16 protein-coding genes and 1 pseudogene are annotated in these 16,691 nt (G+C 73.2%); 14 read left to right on the forward strand and 3 right to left on the reverse strand.

The window, feature by feature from the left end; genetic code table 11:
- The first annotated feature begins 231 nt into the window (after positions 1-231).
- From SXIM_RS09375 to SXIM_RS09390, 4 genes are all read left to right on the forward strand, one after another.
- Entirely contained in the window at positions 232-1,359 is a 1,128-nt protein-coding gene (locus SXIM_RS09375) for an acyltransferase family protein (protein WP_046723603.1), read from the forward strand.
- 64 nt (positions 1,360-1,423) lie between these two features.
- On the forward strand, positions 1,424-2,749 hold the full coding sequence (locus SXIM_RS09380; protein WP_030735818.1) for a DUF6716 putative glycosyltransferase: 1,326 nt from the start codon (positions 1,424-1,426) through the stop codon (positions 2,747-2,749).
- A gap of 124 nt (positions 2,750-2,873) precedes the next feature.
- Entirely contained in the window at positions 2,874-3,533 is a 660-nt protein-coding gene (locus SXIM_RS09385; RefSeq protein WP_030735819.1) for a SurA N-terminal domain-containing protein, read from the forward strand.
- Entirely contained in the window at positions 3,530-4,513 is a 984-nt protein-coding gene (locus SXIM_RS09390; RefSeq protein ID WP_046723605.1) for a nucleoside triphosphate pyrophosphohydrolase, read from the forward strand. Before SXIM_RS09385 ends, SXIM_RS09390 begins: the two co-directional genes overlap by 4 nt.
- 53 nt (positions 4,514-4,566) lie before the next feature.
- Here the strand turns inward: SXIM_RS09390 and SXIM_RS28015 are convergent, their stop codons facing one another.
- The gene (locus tag SXIM_RS28015; protein WP_046725550.1) at positions 4,567-5,070 is read right to left on the reverse strand and encodes an SUKH-3 domain-containing protein; all 504 of its coding nucleotides are present in this window, start codon (positions 5,068-5,070) and stop codon (positions 4,567-4,569) included.
- 75 nt (positions 5,071-5,145) lie between these two features.
- Positions 5,146-5,553 (reverse strand): annotated as a pseudogene (locus SXIM_RS28020) (YwqJ-related putative deaminase); the annotation flags it as partial.
- 163 nt (positions 5,554-5,716) lie between these two features.
- On the opposite strand from SXIM_RS28020, the gene SXIM_RS09400 reads away from it, so the two are divergent.
- From SXIM_RS09400 to SXIM_RS09430, 7 genes are all read left to right on the forward strand, one after another.
- Positions 5,717-6,691 (forward strand): HNH endonuclease, encoded by a 975-nt coding sequence (locus SXIM_RS09400; RefSeq protein WP_030735825.1) that lies wholly within the window; start codon positions 5,717-5,719, stop codon positions 6,689-6,691.
- Positions 6,692-6,698: 7 nt separating this feature from the next.
- Positions 6,699-9,221: an SUKH-4 family immunity protein gene (locus SXIM_RS09405; RefSeq protein ID WP_046723621.1), complete on the forward strand. Its 2,523-nt coding sequence runs from the start codon at positions 6,699-6,701 to the stop codon at positions 9,219-9,221.
- 130 nt (positions 9,222-9,351) lie between these two features.
- The gene (gene glmU / locus SXIM_RS09410; protein ID WP_030735829.1) at positions 9,352-10,818 is read left to right on the forward strand and encodes a bifunctional UDP-N-acetylglucosamine diphosphorylase/glucosamine-1-phosphate N-acetyltransferase GlmU; all 1,467 of its coding nucleotides are present in this window, start codon (positions 9,352-9,354) and stop codon (positions 10,816-10,818) included.
- A 132-nt stretch (positions 10,819-10,950) separates the two neighbouring features.
- A complete protein-coding gene (locus tag SXIM_RS09415; protein WP_030735832.1) occupies positions 10,951-11,928 on the forward strand; it encodes a ribose-phosphate diphosphokinase in 978 nt (325 codons plus the stop codon).
- A 175-nt stretch (positions 11,929-12,103) separates the two neighbouring features.
- Positions 12,104-12,688 carry a 50S ribosomal protein L25/general stress protein Ctc gene (locus tag SXIM_RS09420; RefSeq protein WP_030735835.1) on the forward strand — a complete coding sequence of 195 codons (585 nt, stop codon included), beginning with the start codon at positions 12,104-12,106 and terminating at the stop codon, positions 12,686-12,688.
- A 60-nt stretch (positions 12,689-12,748) separates the two neighbouring features.
- Positions 12,749-13,336 carry an aminoacyl-tRNA hydrolase gene (gene pth / locus SXIM_RS09425; protein WP_030735837.1) on the forward strand — a complete coding sequence of 196 codons (588 nt, stop codon included), beginning with the start codon at positions 12,749-12,751 and terminating at the stop codon, positions 13,334-13,336.
- Positions 13,337-13,380: 44 nt separating this feature from the next.
- Positions 13,381-13,863: a hypothetical protein gene (locus SXIM_RS09430; RefSeq protein ID WP_046723622.1), complete on the forward strand. Its 483-nt coding sequence runs from the start codon at positions 13,381-13,383 to the stop codon at positions 13,861-13,863.
- Between the two features lie 10 nt (positions 13,864-13,873).
- Here SXIM_RS09430 and SXIM_RS09435 read toward each other — a convergent pair whose 3' ends face one another.
- A complete protein-coding gene (locus tag SXIM_RS09435; protein WP_043178258.1) occupies positions 13,874-14,818 on the reverse strand; it encodes a DMT family transporter in 945 nt (314 codons plus the stop codon).
- Positions 14,819-15,007: 189 nt separating this feature from the next.
- Between SXIM_RS09435 and SXIM_RS09440 the strand changes: the two genes are divergently transcribed.
- Genes SXIM_RS09440 through SXIM_RS09450 form a run of 3 tightly spaced genes read left to right on the forward strand, consistent with a single transcriptional unit; the run spans position 15,008 to position 16,604 of the window.
- The gene (locus SXIM_RS09440; RefSeq protein ID WP_043178364.1) at positions 15,008-15,481 is read left to right on the forward strand and encodes a hypothetical protein; all 474 of its coding nucleotides are present in this window, start codon (positions 15,008-15,010) and stop codon (positions 15,479-15,481) included.
- A complete protein-coding gene (locus tag SXIM_RS09445) occupies positions 15,478-15,831 on the forward strand; it encodes a hypothetical protein (RefSeq protein ID WP_030735849.1) in 354 nt (117 codons plus the stop codon). Before SXIM_RS09440 ends, SXIM_RS09445 begins: the two co-directional genes overlap by 4 nt.
- A 47-nt stretch (positions 15,832-15,878) precedes the next feature.
- On the forward strand, positions 15,879-16,604 hold the full coding sequence (locus SXIM_RS09450) for a hypothetical protein (RefSeq protein ID WP_148236088.1): 726 nt from the start codon (positions 15,879-15,881) through the stop codon (positions 16,602-16,604).
- The last annotated feature ends 87 nt before the right edge of the window (positions 16,605-16,691 follow it).

Below are 16,691 nucleotides of genomic sequence, written 5' to 3' on the forward strand. Positions count from 1 at the left end.
GCCGCCCTCCCCCGTCCTCACCCGTTGTCCCCTGCCGCGCACTCAGGCTAAGGACGGCCGCCGCCCGCGTCATCGCCCTGCGGAACGACCGTCGCCGGGCCGCCCCTAAGGGCTTCCCCCGACCGGTGCGTCCCGTTCATCCCCCCGTTCCCCGCCGTGCATCCAACGACGCCCCCGCCCCGCTAGCCTCCCCCGGCCCCTTCCCGCCGCCCCGTCACCCGAGGTCACCCCATGCGCCTGCCCATCCCCCGGCAGCGGCCCCGCGCCCGCCGAGCCAGCCGCGACCCGCACTGGGACAACATCCGGTACTTCTCGGGTGTCCTCGTGGTCTTCGGGCACGTGATGGACTCCGTCGCGGACCGCGACGGACTGCGCTGGCTCTACATCGCCTCCTGGGCGATGCGGGTCCCCGTGTTCGTCATGGTCGCCGGCTACTTCTCGCGCGCCGACACGCTCACCCCCCGCGAGGCCCGCCGCCTCATCGAGTCCGTCCTCGTGCCCTACCTGGCCATCGGCCTCCTCCACAGCCTCCAGCGCCACCACTACGACGGCGGCGAGTGGACCTTCTACACGGCCGAACCCGGCTGGGGGCTGTGGTTCCTGCTCTCCCTGCTGTGCTGGCGCGCCGCCCTGCCCTACCTCGCCCAGCTGCGGTACCCGCTCGCCACCTCGGTGTTCGTGGCGCTGCTGGTGGGCTACATCGCCGACATCGGCGCCTACCTCTCGCTCTCCCGCACCTTCACCTTCCTGCCGTTCTTCCTCCTCGGCTGGCGGCTGCGGCAGGGCTGGTTCCGCGACGCCATGGTGGCCCTCTGGAGCCGGTACGCGGCACTCGGCGTCATCGCCGCCACCCTCGTCATCGCCTGGGTGGTGCGGCACGAGGTGCAACTCGGCTGGCTGTTCATGAAGGGCCCGTACGGCCAGGGCCACCTGCTGGACGCCCCCTTCGCCTGGGTCACCCGGGCCGGTGCCCTCGCCGTCGGCTTCGTCGTCGCGCTCGCCTTCATCCGTCTCGTCCCGCGCCGCCACCTCCCCGTCATCAGCTACCTCGGCGCCGGCGGCCTGTACATGTACCTGCTGCACCCCCTGATGCTGCGCCCGCTGCTGGAGCGCTACGGCGTCGACTGGGTCGGCCCCTGGCCCGAGCAGGCAGCGCTGCTGCTGTTCGCCCTCGCGCTGGCGACCGCGCTGGCCACCCCGCCCGTACGGTGGTTGCTGCGGCCCCTCGTGCAGCCCCGGATCGGGTGGCTGTTCAGGACCGGGACGGCCCCCGCGCCGCGCGACCCGGGGCCCGGCGCCGACAAGGGCGCCACCTCCGGTTCACCTGAACGCCAACTCGACGTCGCGCGGCCGGTGTAGACAGGAACGGCGCCCAGCACGACCGAGGACCTCGCGTCCCATCGAAGGGAAACGTAGAAAAGAGATGGGAAGCGGAACCCCACGCGTCGTCGTCCTCGCCGACTCCGACAGCCGCTGGAAATGGGCGGCGTCGGTCGCCCGCCGGATCGCCCCCGAGCACGCGATCGACGCCCGTTTCCTGGCCGTCGCCACCACCCCCACCGAACGGCAGATCGCCGAGGTGGGCATCGTGCCCGACACCACCGCCGTCGTCAGCTGCGTCGAACTGCTCGACGATCCGGCCGTGCACACCGCCGACCTGGTGGTGCTGGGCACCACCGGCGGCACGGTGCTCTCCCTCATCCACTCCCTCGGCGTGGCCTGGGAGGGCAGCCCGCACCGCCCGCTGCTCGTCACCGGCTATGTGGGCGTCGTCTACGAGAACCTGGTCGACGGGCTGCTGCTGCGGGTCGGCTCCGACCTGATACTCGCCAACTGCGCCCACGACGCGGAACGCTTCCGCTCCGTCTACCGCAGCATCGGCGCCGACCCCGAGGACATCGTGGAGGCGGGCCTGCCCTTCCTGGGCGGCGACCCGTACGACCCGCCCGCCGTCTTCGGCACCCACGGACGCGACCGGCAGCCCACCGGCGCCCGGCCGTTCACCGTCACCTTCGCCGTCCAGCCCTCCGTACCCGGCACCCGCGCCGCCCGGTCCGGGATGCTGGAGAAACTGGCCCGGCACGCGCGCCTGCACCCGGACCGCGAGGTCCTCATCAAGCTGCGCAACCGCCCCGGCGAGGCCGTCACCCACACCGAACGCCACTCGTACCAGTCGCTGTACGAGGAACTGCCGAACCCGCCGGCCAACCTCACCCTCGTCTACGGCGACATGGGAGAGGTCCTGGACCGAACGGATCTGCTGGTCACGGTCTCCTCCACCGCCGCCATGGAGTCCATCCACCGCGGCATCCCCACCGCCATCCTCACCGACTACGGGGTGCGCGAGGCCCACGGCAACCACTACTTCATCCACTCCGGACTGCTCGCCTCCTGGGCCGAACTCGACAAGGGCCTCATCCCCGCCGTCGACCCCGGGTGGGCCGCCAGCCGCGGCGTCGGCCACCAGGACCCGTACGCCGCCGCCCGCGCCCGCATCGCCGAACTGCGCGCCGCCGCCCCGGGCACCCGGGCGCCCACCCACCCCTACTACACGCCGCAGAGCGCCGCCGACTACCTGGAGACGCTGCTGTCCCGGCGCGGACTCGGCCTGGACGGCAAGGCACTGCCGCCCAGCCACGACCGCGCCCCCACCGCCGTGCGCCGCCTCATCCGGCGCGGCGCCGGCGGCCTCTACCAGGTCGGCCGCAAGCGCGTCGCCCCGGTGATCCGGCGGCTCGCCAAGGGCTGAACCGCCGACGGCCGGTCCGGGACCGGGTGGAAAGCCGCGCTGCGCAGGGTAGTCACCACCGTGCGGCCTGCTTAAGATCGATCCGACCCGAACCGGACACCACGCCACCCCGCGGGGAGCAGCAATGAAGCGCCGCACCACTGCCCTGTCCGTCACCGCCGCCGCCCTGCTGGTGGCCGCGCCCCTGCTGACCGGGTGCTCCACCGGCGCCCATCCGGGAGCGGCAGCCGTCGTCGGCGGGGAACGGATCTCCATCTCCCAGGTCCAGGGCCACGTCGAGGCGGTGCGCGCCGCCCAGCGCCAGCAGCCCGACGCCGACGAGCTGATCTCCACCAGCAGCACGCTCACCCGCGAGACCGTCAACTTCCTCGTGTACCTCCAGGTCGTGGACCGCGCCGCCGCGTCCCAGGGCGTGGAGGTCACCCGCCGCCAGGTGCAGGAGGCACGCGCGGACGCCGAGGCCAACGCGGGCGGCCCCGAGGCCCTGGCGCAGAGCGCCCTCAGCGGGCAGGGCGGCCTGCCGCTGACCTCCGGCCAGATCGACGACGTGCTGCGCAGCAACCTCCAGATCCAGGGCATCGCCGAGCAGCTCGGCGTCCTGACGGACCCGCTGGGCGGCGAGAAGGTCGGCGCGCTGCTCGCGGAGACGGCGCAGGAGGTCGGGGTGGACATCAACCCCCGGTACGGCACCTGGGACGCCCAGACCGTCTCCCTGGTGGACCTCCAGGAGCCCTGGCTGCGGACCGCCGACCGTGATCAGCAGGCGGTTACCCTCGACGGGTGACCGACTCCGCCCCGGCCGGCCCCGGCCGTATCGTCCTGCTCACCACCAGCCACCGGGTGGCACCCGGGCTGCTGTCCTGGCCCGCCTGGCAACTGCTGCGCACCGCCGACCGCGTGTACGCGCGGGACGGCGGCCACCCGCTGCTGCCGTACCTCAAGGAGGCCGGGGTCACCGTGGCGGGCGCCGCCCCGGGCGGCGCCGGGCTGCTGGAGGAGTGCGCGGGCGGCCGTACGGTCGTGGTGCTGGCGGGCGCGGACGGCGAAGGCCGGCTCACCGACGAGCTGGCCGCCCTGGCCGGCTCCGGACGGCACACGATGCCCGCGCTCGAACTGCTGCCCGGCGCGTACGACCTGCCCGGTGCCCGGCTGCTCGACCTGGTGCAGGTGATGGACCGCATCCGCGGCGAGTGCCCCTGGTCCTCCACCCGCGGCCACCGGGACCTGGCGAAGCACGGTCTTGAGGAGATGTACGAGCTGGTCGAGGCGATCGAGGCGGGCGACCGCACCGAGCTGCGCGAGGAGCTCGGCGACGTCCTGCTCCAGGTCGTCTTCCACGCGCGGATCGCGCAGGAGGACGCGGAGGAGCCGTTCGACGTGGACGACGTGGCGGGCGGCCTGGTCGCCAAGCTGGTCCACCGGCACCCGCACATCTTCGGCGACGAGCACGCCGAGACGCCCGAGGACGTACGGAAGCTGTGGCTGCGCACCAAGGCCGAGGAGAAGCGGCGGGAATCGGTGACCGAGGGCATCCCGCTGAGCCAGCCAGGACTGGCGCTGGCCGCGAAGCTGGCGGGCCGCGCCCGCACGGCCGGCCTGGCGGCCGAACTCCCCGCGCCCACCGGCCCCGAGGACTTCGGCGCCCGGCTGCTGGCCCTGGCCGCTGAGGCGGAGGCGGCCGGGGTGGACCCGGAAACCGCGCTGCGCACGACCGCCCGCGCCTACCGCGACACGATCCGCGCGGCGGAGACCCCCACGTCCTGACGCCCACCCCGGCGCAGCGCCGCCGGGCCCGGGGTTGATCAGCGAAGGGTTGATCAGCGGGGGTTGATCAGCCGGCCCGGCTCCGTCCCGCTCAGCAACGTGGTGAGCGCGGTCCGCAGATCGGGACCCAGGTACCAGTCGCCGGTGTGGTCCAGGGCGTACATCCGCGCCTCCCGGTCCATCGCCAGCAGCGCCGTTCCGCCGCCCTCCGCGCCCAGCGGGCACAGTTCGGTATCCAGCGCCTGCCCCAGATCGTTCAGGGTGCGGGCCCAGTGCAGCCCGCGCAGCGGGTCGATGACGACCGACCCGGGCGCGTACCGGCGCCCCGGTCCCATCGGGTGCAGCCGCAGGCCGCCGAACTCCGCCCAGGTCTCGAACGCCGCGGGAAACAGCGCGTGCGGGTGCCCCAGCGGCGAGCGGTGCCCGCTGAGCGTGTCGGCCCAGCGTTCCGCCTGCTCGATCATGCGGCGGCCCGGCTGCCATCCCGCGTAGCCCAGCGCCTGGTCCAGGTCGAAGCCGAGGCCGGGACCGCCGCCGGCGCGTGTCTCCTCCGGCATCCGCAGGGTCAGGGTGGGGCCGGTGAGGTCTGCACCCGGCGCTCCCTCGCTGACGCTCTCCACCCCGAAGTGCGCCAGCAGCGCCGCGCACGAGCGGCAGTGCGGCGCGTACGTGCCGTGCTGCGGGTCGCCGTCCTCCCTGATGTGCCGGGTGGTGATCACCGCGCCGCGCAGCAGCCGGGCGTCGCCGCCCTCGCTCAGGTGCCGGGAGATGAGCGCCGCCTCGGGGCAGCGTCCGGCGTGCCGTTCACGGTCGGCCGGGCCCAGTGCGTTCAGTAACTCCCGCACCAGCGGGTGCAGCCGCGGGGCGTCCTGGGCCGAGCGGAGCACGGCCGCGCCCTTGAGCGGGTGTTCGCGTCCCGGCAGGGACAGCGCGGCGGCGGTGGTGGGCAGGATGCCGTCGCGCCGGTGCCGCAGCACGGGGACGACCGGCCCGGCGTCCGCCTGGCCGTCCTGACCCTCAAGATCCAGCGTCACCGGCATCCTCGTGCTTTCTCCCCCGGGCCTCCCCACAATGCCGATCAGCTTGCCACAAGCCGTTGTCACGACCGGTTAAGCAGCCCTGGGACGGTGCCCATGACACATGGACCTCGTAGGCTGTCGGGCAACAGCGTGACCGCGCAGGAGCAGCAGGGGGCCAAACGCCATGACGACAGGTCGGCTCGGGCAGCATGCCGCGCCACCGAACGGGGCCTATGCGGGACAGCTGGTGCAGTTCCCCGACCCGGTACGGGCGGCCCGTTTCCCGCAGGGCGTCCGGGTGGACGCGGAGGGATTCCCGGATTTCTCCCCGTTCGCGAGAGCGGCGGCAGAGATCGCCGAGCCCCCCGAGGGTTTCGGCATCGACGAGCTGCGGCTGACCGACTACGTGTCGGCCAACGCCGCGCTGCACGCCGCCGGTCACGAACTGTGGGCCGATCTGCCGCCGGTGGCAACGCCGCACGGCTGGACCTGGCACCACGTGGCCCGCTCCCGCCGCCTCGAACTCATACCCGTCGAGGTCAAGGCGCTGCTGCGGCACCACGCCGGTCTGGCGACCACCGCGGTGGACCAGGACAAGCGCGGCACCCGCCCGCTCCAGGACCCGAAGCCGGTGCATTTCGCCGCCCCGTACTCGGTGGCGGTGGAGGAGGACCGGCTGCGCGCGGCCGAGGAAAAGCTGGGGTACCCGCTGCCGGGCGCCTACCGCTCCTTCCTCAAGGCGGCCGGTGGCTGCGCCCCGGTGGGCCTGGCGCTCGACGCCGAGCTGGGGCTGCTGATCGACCAGCCGTTCTTCACCCTCAGGGAGGAGGCGGCGGTCAACGATCTCGTCTACATCAACAAATGTCTGCGTGATCATCTGACGAAGGATTATCTCGGGGTCGCCTTCGTGCACGGCGGGATCATCGCCGTGAAGGTCAAGGGCGAGGACATCGGTTCGGTGTGGCTGTGCGCCTACGACGACGCCCGCGACCGTGACGGGCTGACCGTCCAGGAGCGGGTGGACACCCTGCTGCTGCCGTGCGGGGCCGACTTCGACGCGTTCTTGCTGCGGCTGGCGGGCAGCCCGCCCGAGCTGGAGACGGTGGCCGATCTGATGGTGGACGGCGGCTTCGCCCGCGCCGTCCCGGTGGAGGGGTGAGGCGGCGATGGTGACCTTCGCACAGGCGCAGGAGCGCGCCGACCGCTGGGTGAACGGCTCCGCCACCGGGGAACGCAGCCGTGAGGTGCGGGTGCGCGAGTTCGATCTGGGTTTCGTGGCCTGGGCCGAGGACTGCGGCGGGAAGCTGGTGATCGCCCGGGACAGCGGCGAGTCGACGCTGTGGCCCGCGCTGCCGGTGAGCGAGGTGATACGGCGGTACGAGGAGACGTACGGTGCGGCCCTCGCCGCCGCCCCGGCCGCCGAGCCGCAGGGCCGGATGGACCTGGAGGCGACGTCGTTCCTGCTGACGCCGCCGGACTGGCTCCAGGAGGCGGCGGACCGGGCCGCGTCCTCGGCCGCCGACGGGGCGGACGCCGCCGAGGACGCGGGGGCGGACACCGGCTCGCTCTCCCCGTCCGCACCGGACGCGCGACCCGCGGCCGACCCCGACCCGTGGGCCGGCACCGACACGGCGGGGGCCGCTTCCGGCTCCGGCGCGTGGGCGGCGGGGGCCGACGCCACGGGGCAGCACGGCTCCGAGGCGGACGGCACCGCGCCGGCACCCGCGGCCGACCCCGACCCGTGGGCGGGCACCGACACGGCCGGGGAGCCCCCGGCCGCGGGCGCGGGCGCGGCGTCAGGACCGGAGCCGCAGGCCGATCCGTGGGCCGGTACCGACACCGCGGGGCCGCCCTCGGCCGGCGGCTCGGTGTGGGACGCCACCGACACCTCGGGCAGCGGCACGGACATCCCGTCCGTGGCTCCGCCCGCCACCGTCTTCTCGCCGCCGGTCGTGCTGGACCGCGAGCCGCCCGCCGGACTCGGCAAGGACGACCGGAGTGCCCCCGGGTCCGCGCCGGCCTCCGAGGCCCGTACCTCCGTGCTGCCGCAGGGCAGCGCGCTGCCCAAGACCCAGCTGCACGACGCCCTGCCCCCGGCGGATCCGGCCCAGCCGCCCCAGCTGCCGCCGGTACCGCCGGCGCCCGCGCTGCCGGGCGGTACGGGCGGCGGTGGCGCCGCCGATCTGGCGTCCGCCGACACCGCCAAGGCGGCCATGGCGCCCACCGCACCGCAGGGCGGCCCGCCGCCGGCCCCCTCCCGGCCGGGTGCCTCCGTGCCCCCGCCGCCGCCCCCCGCGCCGGCCGTGCCCGGTGCGGCGAGCAGTGGCGGCGACGACGCCTACGTCCCCACCCAGCAGGTCAGCCCGGAGGAGATCGCCGCGCTGAAGGCGGCGGCCTCCCGGCCCACCGCGCCCAGCCCCTCCCAGGCGCCTCCCGGCCCGCCGAGCGGCCCGGGGGTCCCCGGCGGTCCCGGCGGCAATGTGCACGCCGCCGCCACGATGCTCTCCCCCGCCCCCGGCACTCCCGGTGCCGGTGACACCGGCGGCGTCCCGTTCCCGCCGCCGGCCCCGGCCGGCCCGGGCCACGGCACCCCGCCGCCCCCGCCGCCCGGCCCCGCGATCCAGGCGCCGGGCGGCCCCGGCACCCCGCCGCCCCTGGGGCAGCACGCGCCGCCGTCCCAGGGCCAGGGGTACGGCTATCCGCCGCCCGGCATGCCCACGGTGGGCTCCGGGTACATGGCGGTGCTGCGCTACCGCGCGCCCGACGGCTCCGAGCAGCAGCTGATCCGCCGCTCCGCGCCGGGCATGCCGCACCCGGAGTGGCAGCTGCTGCACGAGCTGCACGCCATGAACGTGCCGCCGCAGCAGGTCCTCGAACTCCACACCGAGCTGCAGTCGTGCGAGCTGCCCGGCGGCTACTGCGCCCGGATGATCCGCGAGAACTGGCCGCAGGTGCGCATCACCCACACCGCCGCGTACGGCCACGACCACACCTCGCGGCAGGCGGGCGTCCGGCATCTGGTGGAGCACCAGGACGAGCTCCAGCAGTTCGCCGACGGGCCGCCGCGCTCCGCCCCCGTACGGGCCCCGCTGCCGCAGCAGCAGCCGGCCCCGGCGGTGGGCCTGGACGTGATCGGCCAGGAACTGGCGGACGCGTTCGGTCCGCACGCGATCTTCCGCTACGACCAGCAGTCGGTCTCCCGGCAGGGGGTGCCCGAGATCGTGGCGCACACCCTGCTGTGGTCGGGGCTGCCGCTGGAGATAGCGCCGATCTTCTGGGCGTACGCGCAGCCGGGCCGGCTCGTGCCCACCCTCGCCGAGGTGGCGGCGGAGCGCGGCATCCAGCCGGCCCCGGACGCCGGTTCGTACCTCGTCATGGGGACGGACTTCGGCAAGCAGCTGTGTGTCCAGTACGGCACGGCCCACATCGTGGCGGTGCCGCTGGAGGCGGGACCGGGCGGGACGCCGGTGACGCCGCAGTTCGTGAACGCCTCGCTGCCGCAGTTCGTGCGCTGTCTGGCGCTGCTGGGGCGGATGTGGCGGCTGCGGTACGGGCTGAACCCGGAGCAGGCCGGGCACTGGACGACCGACTTCCAGGCGCAGCTGGCTTCGCTCGACCCGCAGGCGGTGGCCGACCCGGAGAACTGGTGGTCGGTGCTGCTGGAGCAGATGTGGGACGGACTGCTGTAGGGGCGTGGGCGCCCGGCCCGGTGCCCGTGTCCCCCCGTCCGGACGGAGCGGGCGCCCCGCTCGGGGGCCCCGCGGTGACCTTGCGGTTATCCTGCGGGAACCGGCCATCTCCATCGAAGGGCACAGTCACGTGAGCTCCGTTCGCCCGGCAGCCGTCATCGTTCTCGCAGCGGGTGCGGGGACCCGCATGAAATCCGCCACCCCCAAGATGCTGCACGAGATCTGCGGCCGGTCGCTGGTGGGCCATGTGGTGACCGCCGCCGCGGAGCTGGAGCCCGAGCGGCTGGTCGTGGTGGTGGGCCACGCGCGGGAGCAGGTCGCGGCGCATCTGACGGAGGTCGCGCCGGCCGCGCAGACGGCGGTGCAGGAGAACCCGAACGGCACCGGGCACGCGGTCCGCGCCGCGCTCGCCGAACTGGGCGGGGCCGGTGAGCTGTCCGGCACCGTGCTGGTGACCTGCGGCGACACCCCGCTGCTGACGGCTGACACGCTGGCGGAGCTGGCCCGTACGCACGAGGCGGAGGGCAACGCGGTCACGGTGCTGACCGCCGAGGTGCCCGACCCCACCGGTTACGGCCGGATCGTGCGGGACGCGGCGGCCGGTGGCGCGGTGACGGCCATCGTGGAGCAGCGCGACGCGGACGAGGCGCAGCGGGCGATCCGGGAGATCAACTCGGGGGTCTTCGCGTTCGACGCGCGGCTGCTGGGCGAGGCCCTGGCCCAGGTCTCCACGGACAACAGCCAGGGCGAGGAGTATCTGACCGATGTGCTGGGCATCCTGCGCGCCGCCGGCCACCGGGCGGGCGCGTCGCGGGCGGCCGAGCACACGGAGATCGCCGGGATCAACAACCGGGTGCAGCTGGCCGCGGCCCGGCGGCTGCTGAACGACCGGCTGCTGGAGCGGGCGATGCTCGACGGGGTGACGGTGGTGGACCCGGCCACGACGTTCATCGACGCGACGGTGACCTTCGAGCCGGACGCGGTGATCCACCCGGGCACCCAGCTGCTGGGCACCACGCACATCGGGGGCGGTGCGCAGATCGGCCCGAACACGCGGCTCACGCACACCTCGGTGGGCGAGGGCGCCACGGTGAGCAACACGGTGGCGGACAGCGCGCGGATCGGCGACGGGGCGAGCGTGGGCCCGTACGCCTATCTGCGCCCGGGTACGGTGCTGGGCCGCGCGGCGAAGGCGGGCACGTTCGTGGAGATGAAGAACTCCACGGTCGGGGAGTCGACGAAGGTGCCGCATCTGTCGTATGTCGGTGACGCCACGATCGGTGACTTCACCAACATCGGTGCGGCGAGCGTCTTTGTGAACTACGACGGGGAGTCGAAGCACCACACCACGATCGGCTCTTACTGCAAGACCGGCTCGGACAATATGTTTGTGGCGCCCGTCACGGTCGGGGACGGTTCTTATACGGCGGCGGGTTCCGTCATCACCAAGGATGTGCCGCCGGGTTCACTGGCGGTGGCGCGTGGTCAGCAGAGGAATGTGGAGGGCTGGGTGGCCCGTAAGCGCCCGGATTCCCCGGCGGCGCGGGCGGCCGAGGCGGCCTCCGCGGCGCGGGAGCACAAGCCCTCCGAGAACTGATCCGCAGGTCGGGTCCCTCCCCCCGCTGTCCGAAGGGCGAACCGCGCCAAGCGGCGGCGATGGGCGGGAAGTACCGTAGAGGTGCCCCGAACGGGCCGATACGCGCAGAAGCGGACTCCAAGGAGACACACTGTGACCGGGATCAAGACGACCGGCGAGAAGAAAATGATGCTCTTCACCGGCCGCGCCCACCCCGAGCTGGCGAAGGAGGTCGCCGCCGAATTGGGCGTGGGGCTGGTTCCGACGACGGCCCGGGAATTCGCGAACGGCGAGATCTATGTACGTTTTCAGGAGTCGGTGCGCGGCGCCGACTGTTTTTTGATCCAGAGCCACACGGCGCCGATCAATACCTGGATCATGGAACAGCTGATCATGATCGATGCGCTCAAACGTGCTTCCGCGCGCAGTATCTCCGTGATCATTCCGTTCTACGGCTACGCCCGGCAGGACAAGAAGCACCGCGGCCGTGAGCCCATCTCGGCCCGGCTGATGGCGGACCTGCTCAAGACGGCCGGCGCCAACCGGATCATCACCATGGACCTGCACGCCGACCAGGTGCAGGGCTATTTCGACGGCCCCGTCGACCACCTCTTCGCGCTGCCGGTGCTCACCAGCTACATCGGGGGCCGGGTCGACCGCGCCAAGCTGACCGTGGTCTCCCCGGACGCCGGGCGGGTCCGGGTCGCGGACCGGTGGGCGGACAAGCTGGGCGCCCCGCTGGCGATCGTGCACAAGCGGCGCGACCCGGACGTGGCGAACCAGGTGACCGTGCACGAGGTCGTGGGTGATGTGAACGGCCGGGTGTGTGTCCTGGTCGACGACATGATCGACACCGGCGGCACCATCTGCGCGGCGGCGGACGCGCTGTTCGCCAACGGCGCGGAGGACGTCATCGTGGCGGCCACCCACGGTGTGCTGTCGGGCCCGGCGGCCGACCGGCTGAAGAACTCCAAGGTCTCGGAGTTCATCTTCACCAACTCGCTGCCCACCCCCAGCGAGGTGGAACTCGACAAGATCACCGTGCTGTCGATGGCCCCGACCATCGCCCGCGCGGTGCGCGAGGTCTTCGAGGACGGCTCGGTGACCAGCCTCTTCGAGGGCGACGCGTAACCGGATTCGGGCAGGGCCTTCCTCGCCGGGTACACTGCCCGGGTTGCTCGGCGAGGGAGGTCCCCCAGCGGGGGGCGTCCGTTATCGACGCGCTCGTGTTCCACGCAGCAGGTCCCACCAGGGCCGGGTGACATGTGCCGTATCCATCACCACCCGAGCCTGAGGGAGAACCACCATGGCTGATGTGAAGATCGCCGCCGAGGTCCGCGAGGAGTTCGGCAAGGGCGCGTCGCGCCGTATCCGCCGCGAGGACAAGGTCCCGGCCGTCATCTACGGACACGGCGGCGACCCCGTGCACGTCACCCTGCCGGGCCACGCCACCATGCTGGCGCTGAAGAACTCCAACGTCCTGATCACCCTGGACATCGCCGGCCGCGAAGAGCTGGTCATCCCCAAGGCCGTCCAGCGTGACGCGCTCAAGGGCTTCCTCGTCCACCTCGACCTGCTGGTCGTGAAGAAGGGCGAGAAGGTCACCGTCGAGGTTCCGCTGGTCGTCGAGGGCGACCTGGCGCCGGGCGGCGGTCTGCTGGAGCACGTGCTGTCCGCGCTGCCCGTCGAGGCCGAGGCCACCGACATCCCCGGTTCCATCACCGTCTCGGTGCAGGGCCTGACCGTGGGCGACTCGGTGCTCGCCAAGGACATCGAGCTGCCCAAGGGCACCACCCTGGCGATCGACGGCGACGACATCGTGGTGCAGGTCGTGCAGCCGCAGGCCGAGGAGCCGGCCGCGGGTGCCGAGGGCGAAGAGTCCGCCGCCTGACACCGTAGGAACACGGAGTGAGCCCGGGCCGGTGACGGCGGGGATGGAAGGATGCGGGGCATGAGTGAAAGCACCTCTCCCGCTCCGTCCCCCTGGCTGATCGCCGGCCTGGGCAACCCCGGTCCGCAGTACGCGGGCAACCGCCACAACGTCGGCTTCATGGTGGCCGACCTGCTGGCCGACCGGATCGGCGCCCGCTTCAAGGCGCACAAGTCCCGGGCGATGGTGGCGGAGGGGCGTCTCGCCGGCCACCGGGTGGTGCTGGCCAAGCCGATGACGTACATGAATGTCTCCGGCGGCCCCACCGGCGCGCTGAGCGCCTTCTACAAGATCCCCGCCGAGCACGTCATCGCCATCCACGACGAACTCGACATCGACTACGGGGTGCTGCGCCTCAAGCGGGGCGGCGGCGACAACGGCCACAACGGGCTGAAGTCGCTGACCGCGACCCTGGGCCGCGACTACTACCGGGTGCGCTTCGGGGTGGGCCGCCCGCCGGGGCGGATGGATGTGGCGGCGTTCGTGCTCAAGGACTTCTCCAGTACCGAACGCAAGGAACTGGACTACTTCGTGGACCGGGCAGCCGACGCCGTGGAATCCCTGATCACGGACGGTCTGGAGCGGGCGCAGGGCGCGTACAACGGCTGACCGGGGGTTGACCCGGCGCAGGGCGTTGGCCAAGGATCTGCGCCATGCCCGTCCGACGCGACCGACTGCGGCGAGCAGGGGAGAGCGCGTTCGGCGCGCTCCTGCTCACCCGGATGATCCTGATGACGCTGCTGGCCCTGCTGATGGTCACCGGTGGCGCCTGGAGCTCCTGGGACACCGCGCGGGACGCGCTGCGGCCACCGCAGGGCGCGGCGGGCCCGCTGACGCTCGCAGCGTGCGACCGGGAACGCTGCACGGGAACGTTCGGCCCCTCGGGTGAGACCGTCGCCCTGTACCAGCGGATCGGCCGGGAGCCGGGCGAAACACTGGAGGTGGCGCTGCGCCCCGGCACCGCCGAGGTGGTCCGCACCGGGGCGCCGGGGGTGCTGTACGCCTGCCTGCCACTGGCCGGTTCGCTGCTGCTGGCCGGGATCGTGATCGGCGGCGGTCTGCGGATGTACCGCACCGCGTGGGCCACGGCGGGGGCGGGCATCGCGCTGCTGGCGACGGCGTTCGCCCTGTGGTGAACGGGGCGGGTCAGCCGGCGGGTTCGCGTACCACGGCCGGCTCCGGTACGGCCGGAACGGTACGCGCCCGGGGCCGGTACCGGGAGACGGCGACCCCGGCCAGGCACAGCGCGCCGCCCGCGAGGCCGACCACGCCGGGCACCTCACCCAGCAGCGCCCAGGACATCAGCAGCACCAGGGCGGGCACCACGTAGGTGGTGGCGCTCATCCGCCCGGCGGTGGTGCGGGCCAGTGCGTACGCCCAGGTGGTGAAGGCCAGGGCGGTGGGGAACAGGCCCAGGTAGACCATGTTGAGGGTCGCGGAGACGGGCGCGTCGGCCAGTTCGGACACCAGAGCGCCGCTGAAGGGCAGCGCGGCGACCATGCCGACCAGGGCGCTGAAGGTGACCACCTGGAGCGGCCCCGCGTGCCCGAGCGCGGGCTTCTGCAGCACCACCCCGGCCGCGTACGTCACCGCGGCCAGCAGGCACAGCAGCACCCCGGTGGTGGACGCGTCGCCCTGGCCGGACATGCCCAGGCCCACGACCACGGCCCCGGCGAAGGAGATGCCCATGCCGAGCAGCAGCGTGCGCGGCAGCCCTTCCCCCAGCATCCGGCCGCCGATGAGCGCGACCAGCAGCGGCGCGATGTTGACCAGCATGGCGGCGGTGCCCGCGTCCACCTGCTGCTCGCCCCAGTTGAGGGCGACGTTGTAGACGCCGAACCACAGGAAGCCGGAGGCCGCGATCCACGGCCAGGCGGCCCGCGGGGGCCATCCCACCCGGCGCACCAGGCACACCGCCCCCAGCGCCAGCACGGCGAAGAGCAGCCGGCCCAGGGTCAGCGCGCCGGGTGAATAGGCCTCCCCGGCGCTGCGGATGGAGACGAAGGCCGAGGCCCACAACACGACGGTGACCCCCGCCGCGACCGGCGCCAGCCACTTCTCACGCCCACTGTCAGGTGCATCGCTGCTCATGCTGCTGACAGTAGCCGCATCGGGCCACGCACTCAACGCACGCACACGGATCAGCGGAGTCCGGCGAGATCCGCCGGTGATACCTGGACGGCTTACCCCGAGCCGACGTCACACCCGCGCGGTGGGCAACCGACCCAGGGTCACGCGACACACCGCACAGAAGCAGACATCCAAGGTAGTGTGGACATCATGACTGCCGCCTATGAGAGCGTGCCCTTCAGCGAACTGCTCCACCATCCCGCCGCCACGGCGCGAAGACTCGAAGCCGTCCGCGCCCTCCGGCTGCGTCGCAGGGACGACGAGGACCTTGCCCTGATCCGCGTCGATCAGCTGGAACAGAACACCACGGTGGTCGACTTCACTTCCCGTCTCCTCGCCGGCCTGGTGCGCGGCGGCAACGTGGCGATCCTCCGCGAGGTTCTGCCGGACGCGCTGCCCTGGAGCACCTTCCTCCCGAAGGACGACCTCGACAGCTTTGTCGGCGAACTGGTCTCGACGGCCCAGGGTGCGGCGGCCCTGGACAATCTGACCCCGCTGGCTCTTCTGCTCACCCAGTGGCGCCACAGCGCGGAGATCTACGCCGATCCGACCCTGCACGCGGCCCTCACCCGAGAACCCGAAGGCGACCTGGGCCCCGTCCCGGCGCCGGAGACCACCGCGTGACCCCGAAGCGAGGCGACCGGGCCGCACCCCCACCGGTCGAGGACGAGGACGACCTGCGGTTCGCCAACACCGCTGCGGCGAACGGCTGGGAGGAACTGGCCCGGACGGCCGGGGCGAATCTCCGACGGGCCTACGACCAGATTCGCGCCACGCCGCGCGACACAGGCCACCCTGCCCGTCAGCACCGCCTCAAGGGGGCTCTCGGCAGCGCGTCCTTCAAAGGACAGGACCTGGAACGCTGGCAGTACGAAGTGACGGGTGGTGGCCACCTCTGGTACCTGGTGGACGACAGCCTCCGGACGGCGTGGATCACGTACGCGGGGACGGGCCATCCGAAGGCCACCGACTGAACCGACGCGTACGGCGTCCTGCCCGGCGCTCGGTAGGGTGCGGGATCGTGGTGATCGATGAGAACCGGCTGGCCGCGCTGCACAACGAGGCCGTGACCGGAAATCCGGAGGCCGCCCGGGAGTTGGGGCGGCTGCTCTGCCTCCTCCCGGACGAACCGGACGGCGAGGCATGGCCCTTACCCCACTGGCCCGGCGAGCCCTGGCTGCGGGCGGCGCTGACCGCCCGCCCCGACGACACGTCCGCCGCCGTCCTGCTGGCCGGGGTACTCGCCCAGCAGATCGAACTGCGGTACGTGCTGGGCGACCCCGACTCCGCCATCGCCCGCCGGCAGGGCGAGGCCCTGCACCTGTACCGGGCCGTGCTGCGCACCGACCCCGACCACCCCACCGCCCGCGCCGGACTCGAGGTGCTGCGCCGCCCGGCCACCGCGCTCACCAGTGACGACACCTACAGCTACTACCGGCTCGACGGCACCCCGCCCGAGGGCGGCACCGCCCGCCTCATCACGCCGGACCCCCACGAACTGCGCTGGGCCGCGCGATCGCTGCTCGGCGCCGCGGACCTGGCCCTCACCGTCCACACCCCCGCGGACAAGCCGCACACCGTCCAGCTCCCCGGCGGGCTGCTCCCCGCCGACCTGCCGGAGCTCCCCGGCCCGGCCCTGCCGCCCGGCCATCCGGTGCGGCTCACCCTGGACCGGGCCGAGGTCATCGCCTACTACGGTTACGCGGCCGAGCCCAGGTCCCAGCGCAGGTCGCTGTCGTCGCGGTAGACGCCGTCGCGCCCCGGCTGGATCTCGACCTCCACCGGGTCGCCGCCCCCGGGCGACGGCCCCGTTCCGGATGCCGTGCGCTCAGCC

This window comes from Streptomyces xiamenensis (assembly GCF_000993785.3).
GTDB lineage: Bacteria > Actinomycetota > Actinomycetes > Streptomycetales > Streptomycetaceae > Streptomyces > Streptomyces xiamenensis.

Coding starts and splice junctions, on each gene's coding strand:
- SXIM_RS09375 (WP_046723603.1), top strand. CDS start 232: ATGCGCCTGCCCATCCCCCGGCAGCGGCCCCGCGCCCGCCGAGCCAGC.
- SXIM_RS09380 (WP_030735818.1), top strand. CDS start 1,424: ATGGGAAGCGGAACCCCACGCGTCGTCGTCCTCGCCGACTCCGACAGC.
- SXIM_RS09385 (WP_030735819.1), top strand. CDS start 2,874: ATGAAGCGCCGCACCACTGCCCTGTCCGTCACCGCCGCCGCCCTGCTG.
- SXIM_RS28015 (WP_046725550.1), bottom strand. CDS start 5,070: ATGCCGGAGGAGACACGCGCCGGCGGCGGTCCCGGCCTCGGCTTCGAC.
- SXIM_RS09400 (WP_030735825.1), top strand. CDS start 5,717: ATGACGACAGGTCGGCTCGGGCAGCATGCCGCGCCACCGAACGGGGCC.
- SXIM_RS09405 (WP_046723621.1), top strand. CDS start 6,699: ATGGTGACCTTCGCACAGGCGCAGGAGCGCGCCGACCGCTGGGTGAAC.
- SXIM_RS09420 (WP_030735835.1), top strand. CDS start 12,104: ATGGCTGATGTGAAGATCGCCGCCGAGGTCCGCGAGGAGTTCGGCAAG.
- pth (WP_030735837.1), top strand. CDS start 12,749: ATGAGTGAAAGCACCTCTCCCGCTCCGTCCCCCTGGCTGATCGCCGGC.
- SXIM_RS09430 (WP_046723622.1), top strand. CDS start 13,381: ATGCCCGTCCGACGCGACCGACTGCGGCGAGCAGGGGAGAGCGCGTTC.
- SXIM_RS09435 (WP_043178258.1), bottom strand. CDS start 14,818: ATGAGCAGCGATGCACCTGACAGTGGGCGTGAGAAGTGGCTGGCGCCG.
- SXIM_RS09440 (WP_043178364.1), top strand. CDS start 15,008: ATGACTGCCGCCTATGAGAGCGTGCCCTTCAGCGAACTGCTCCACCAT.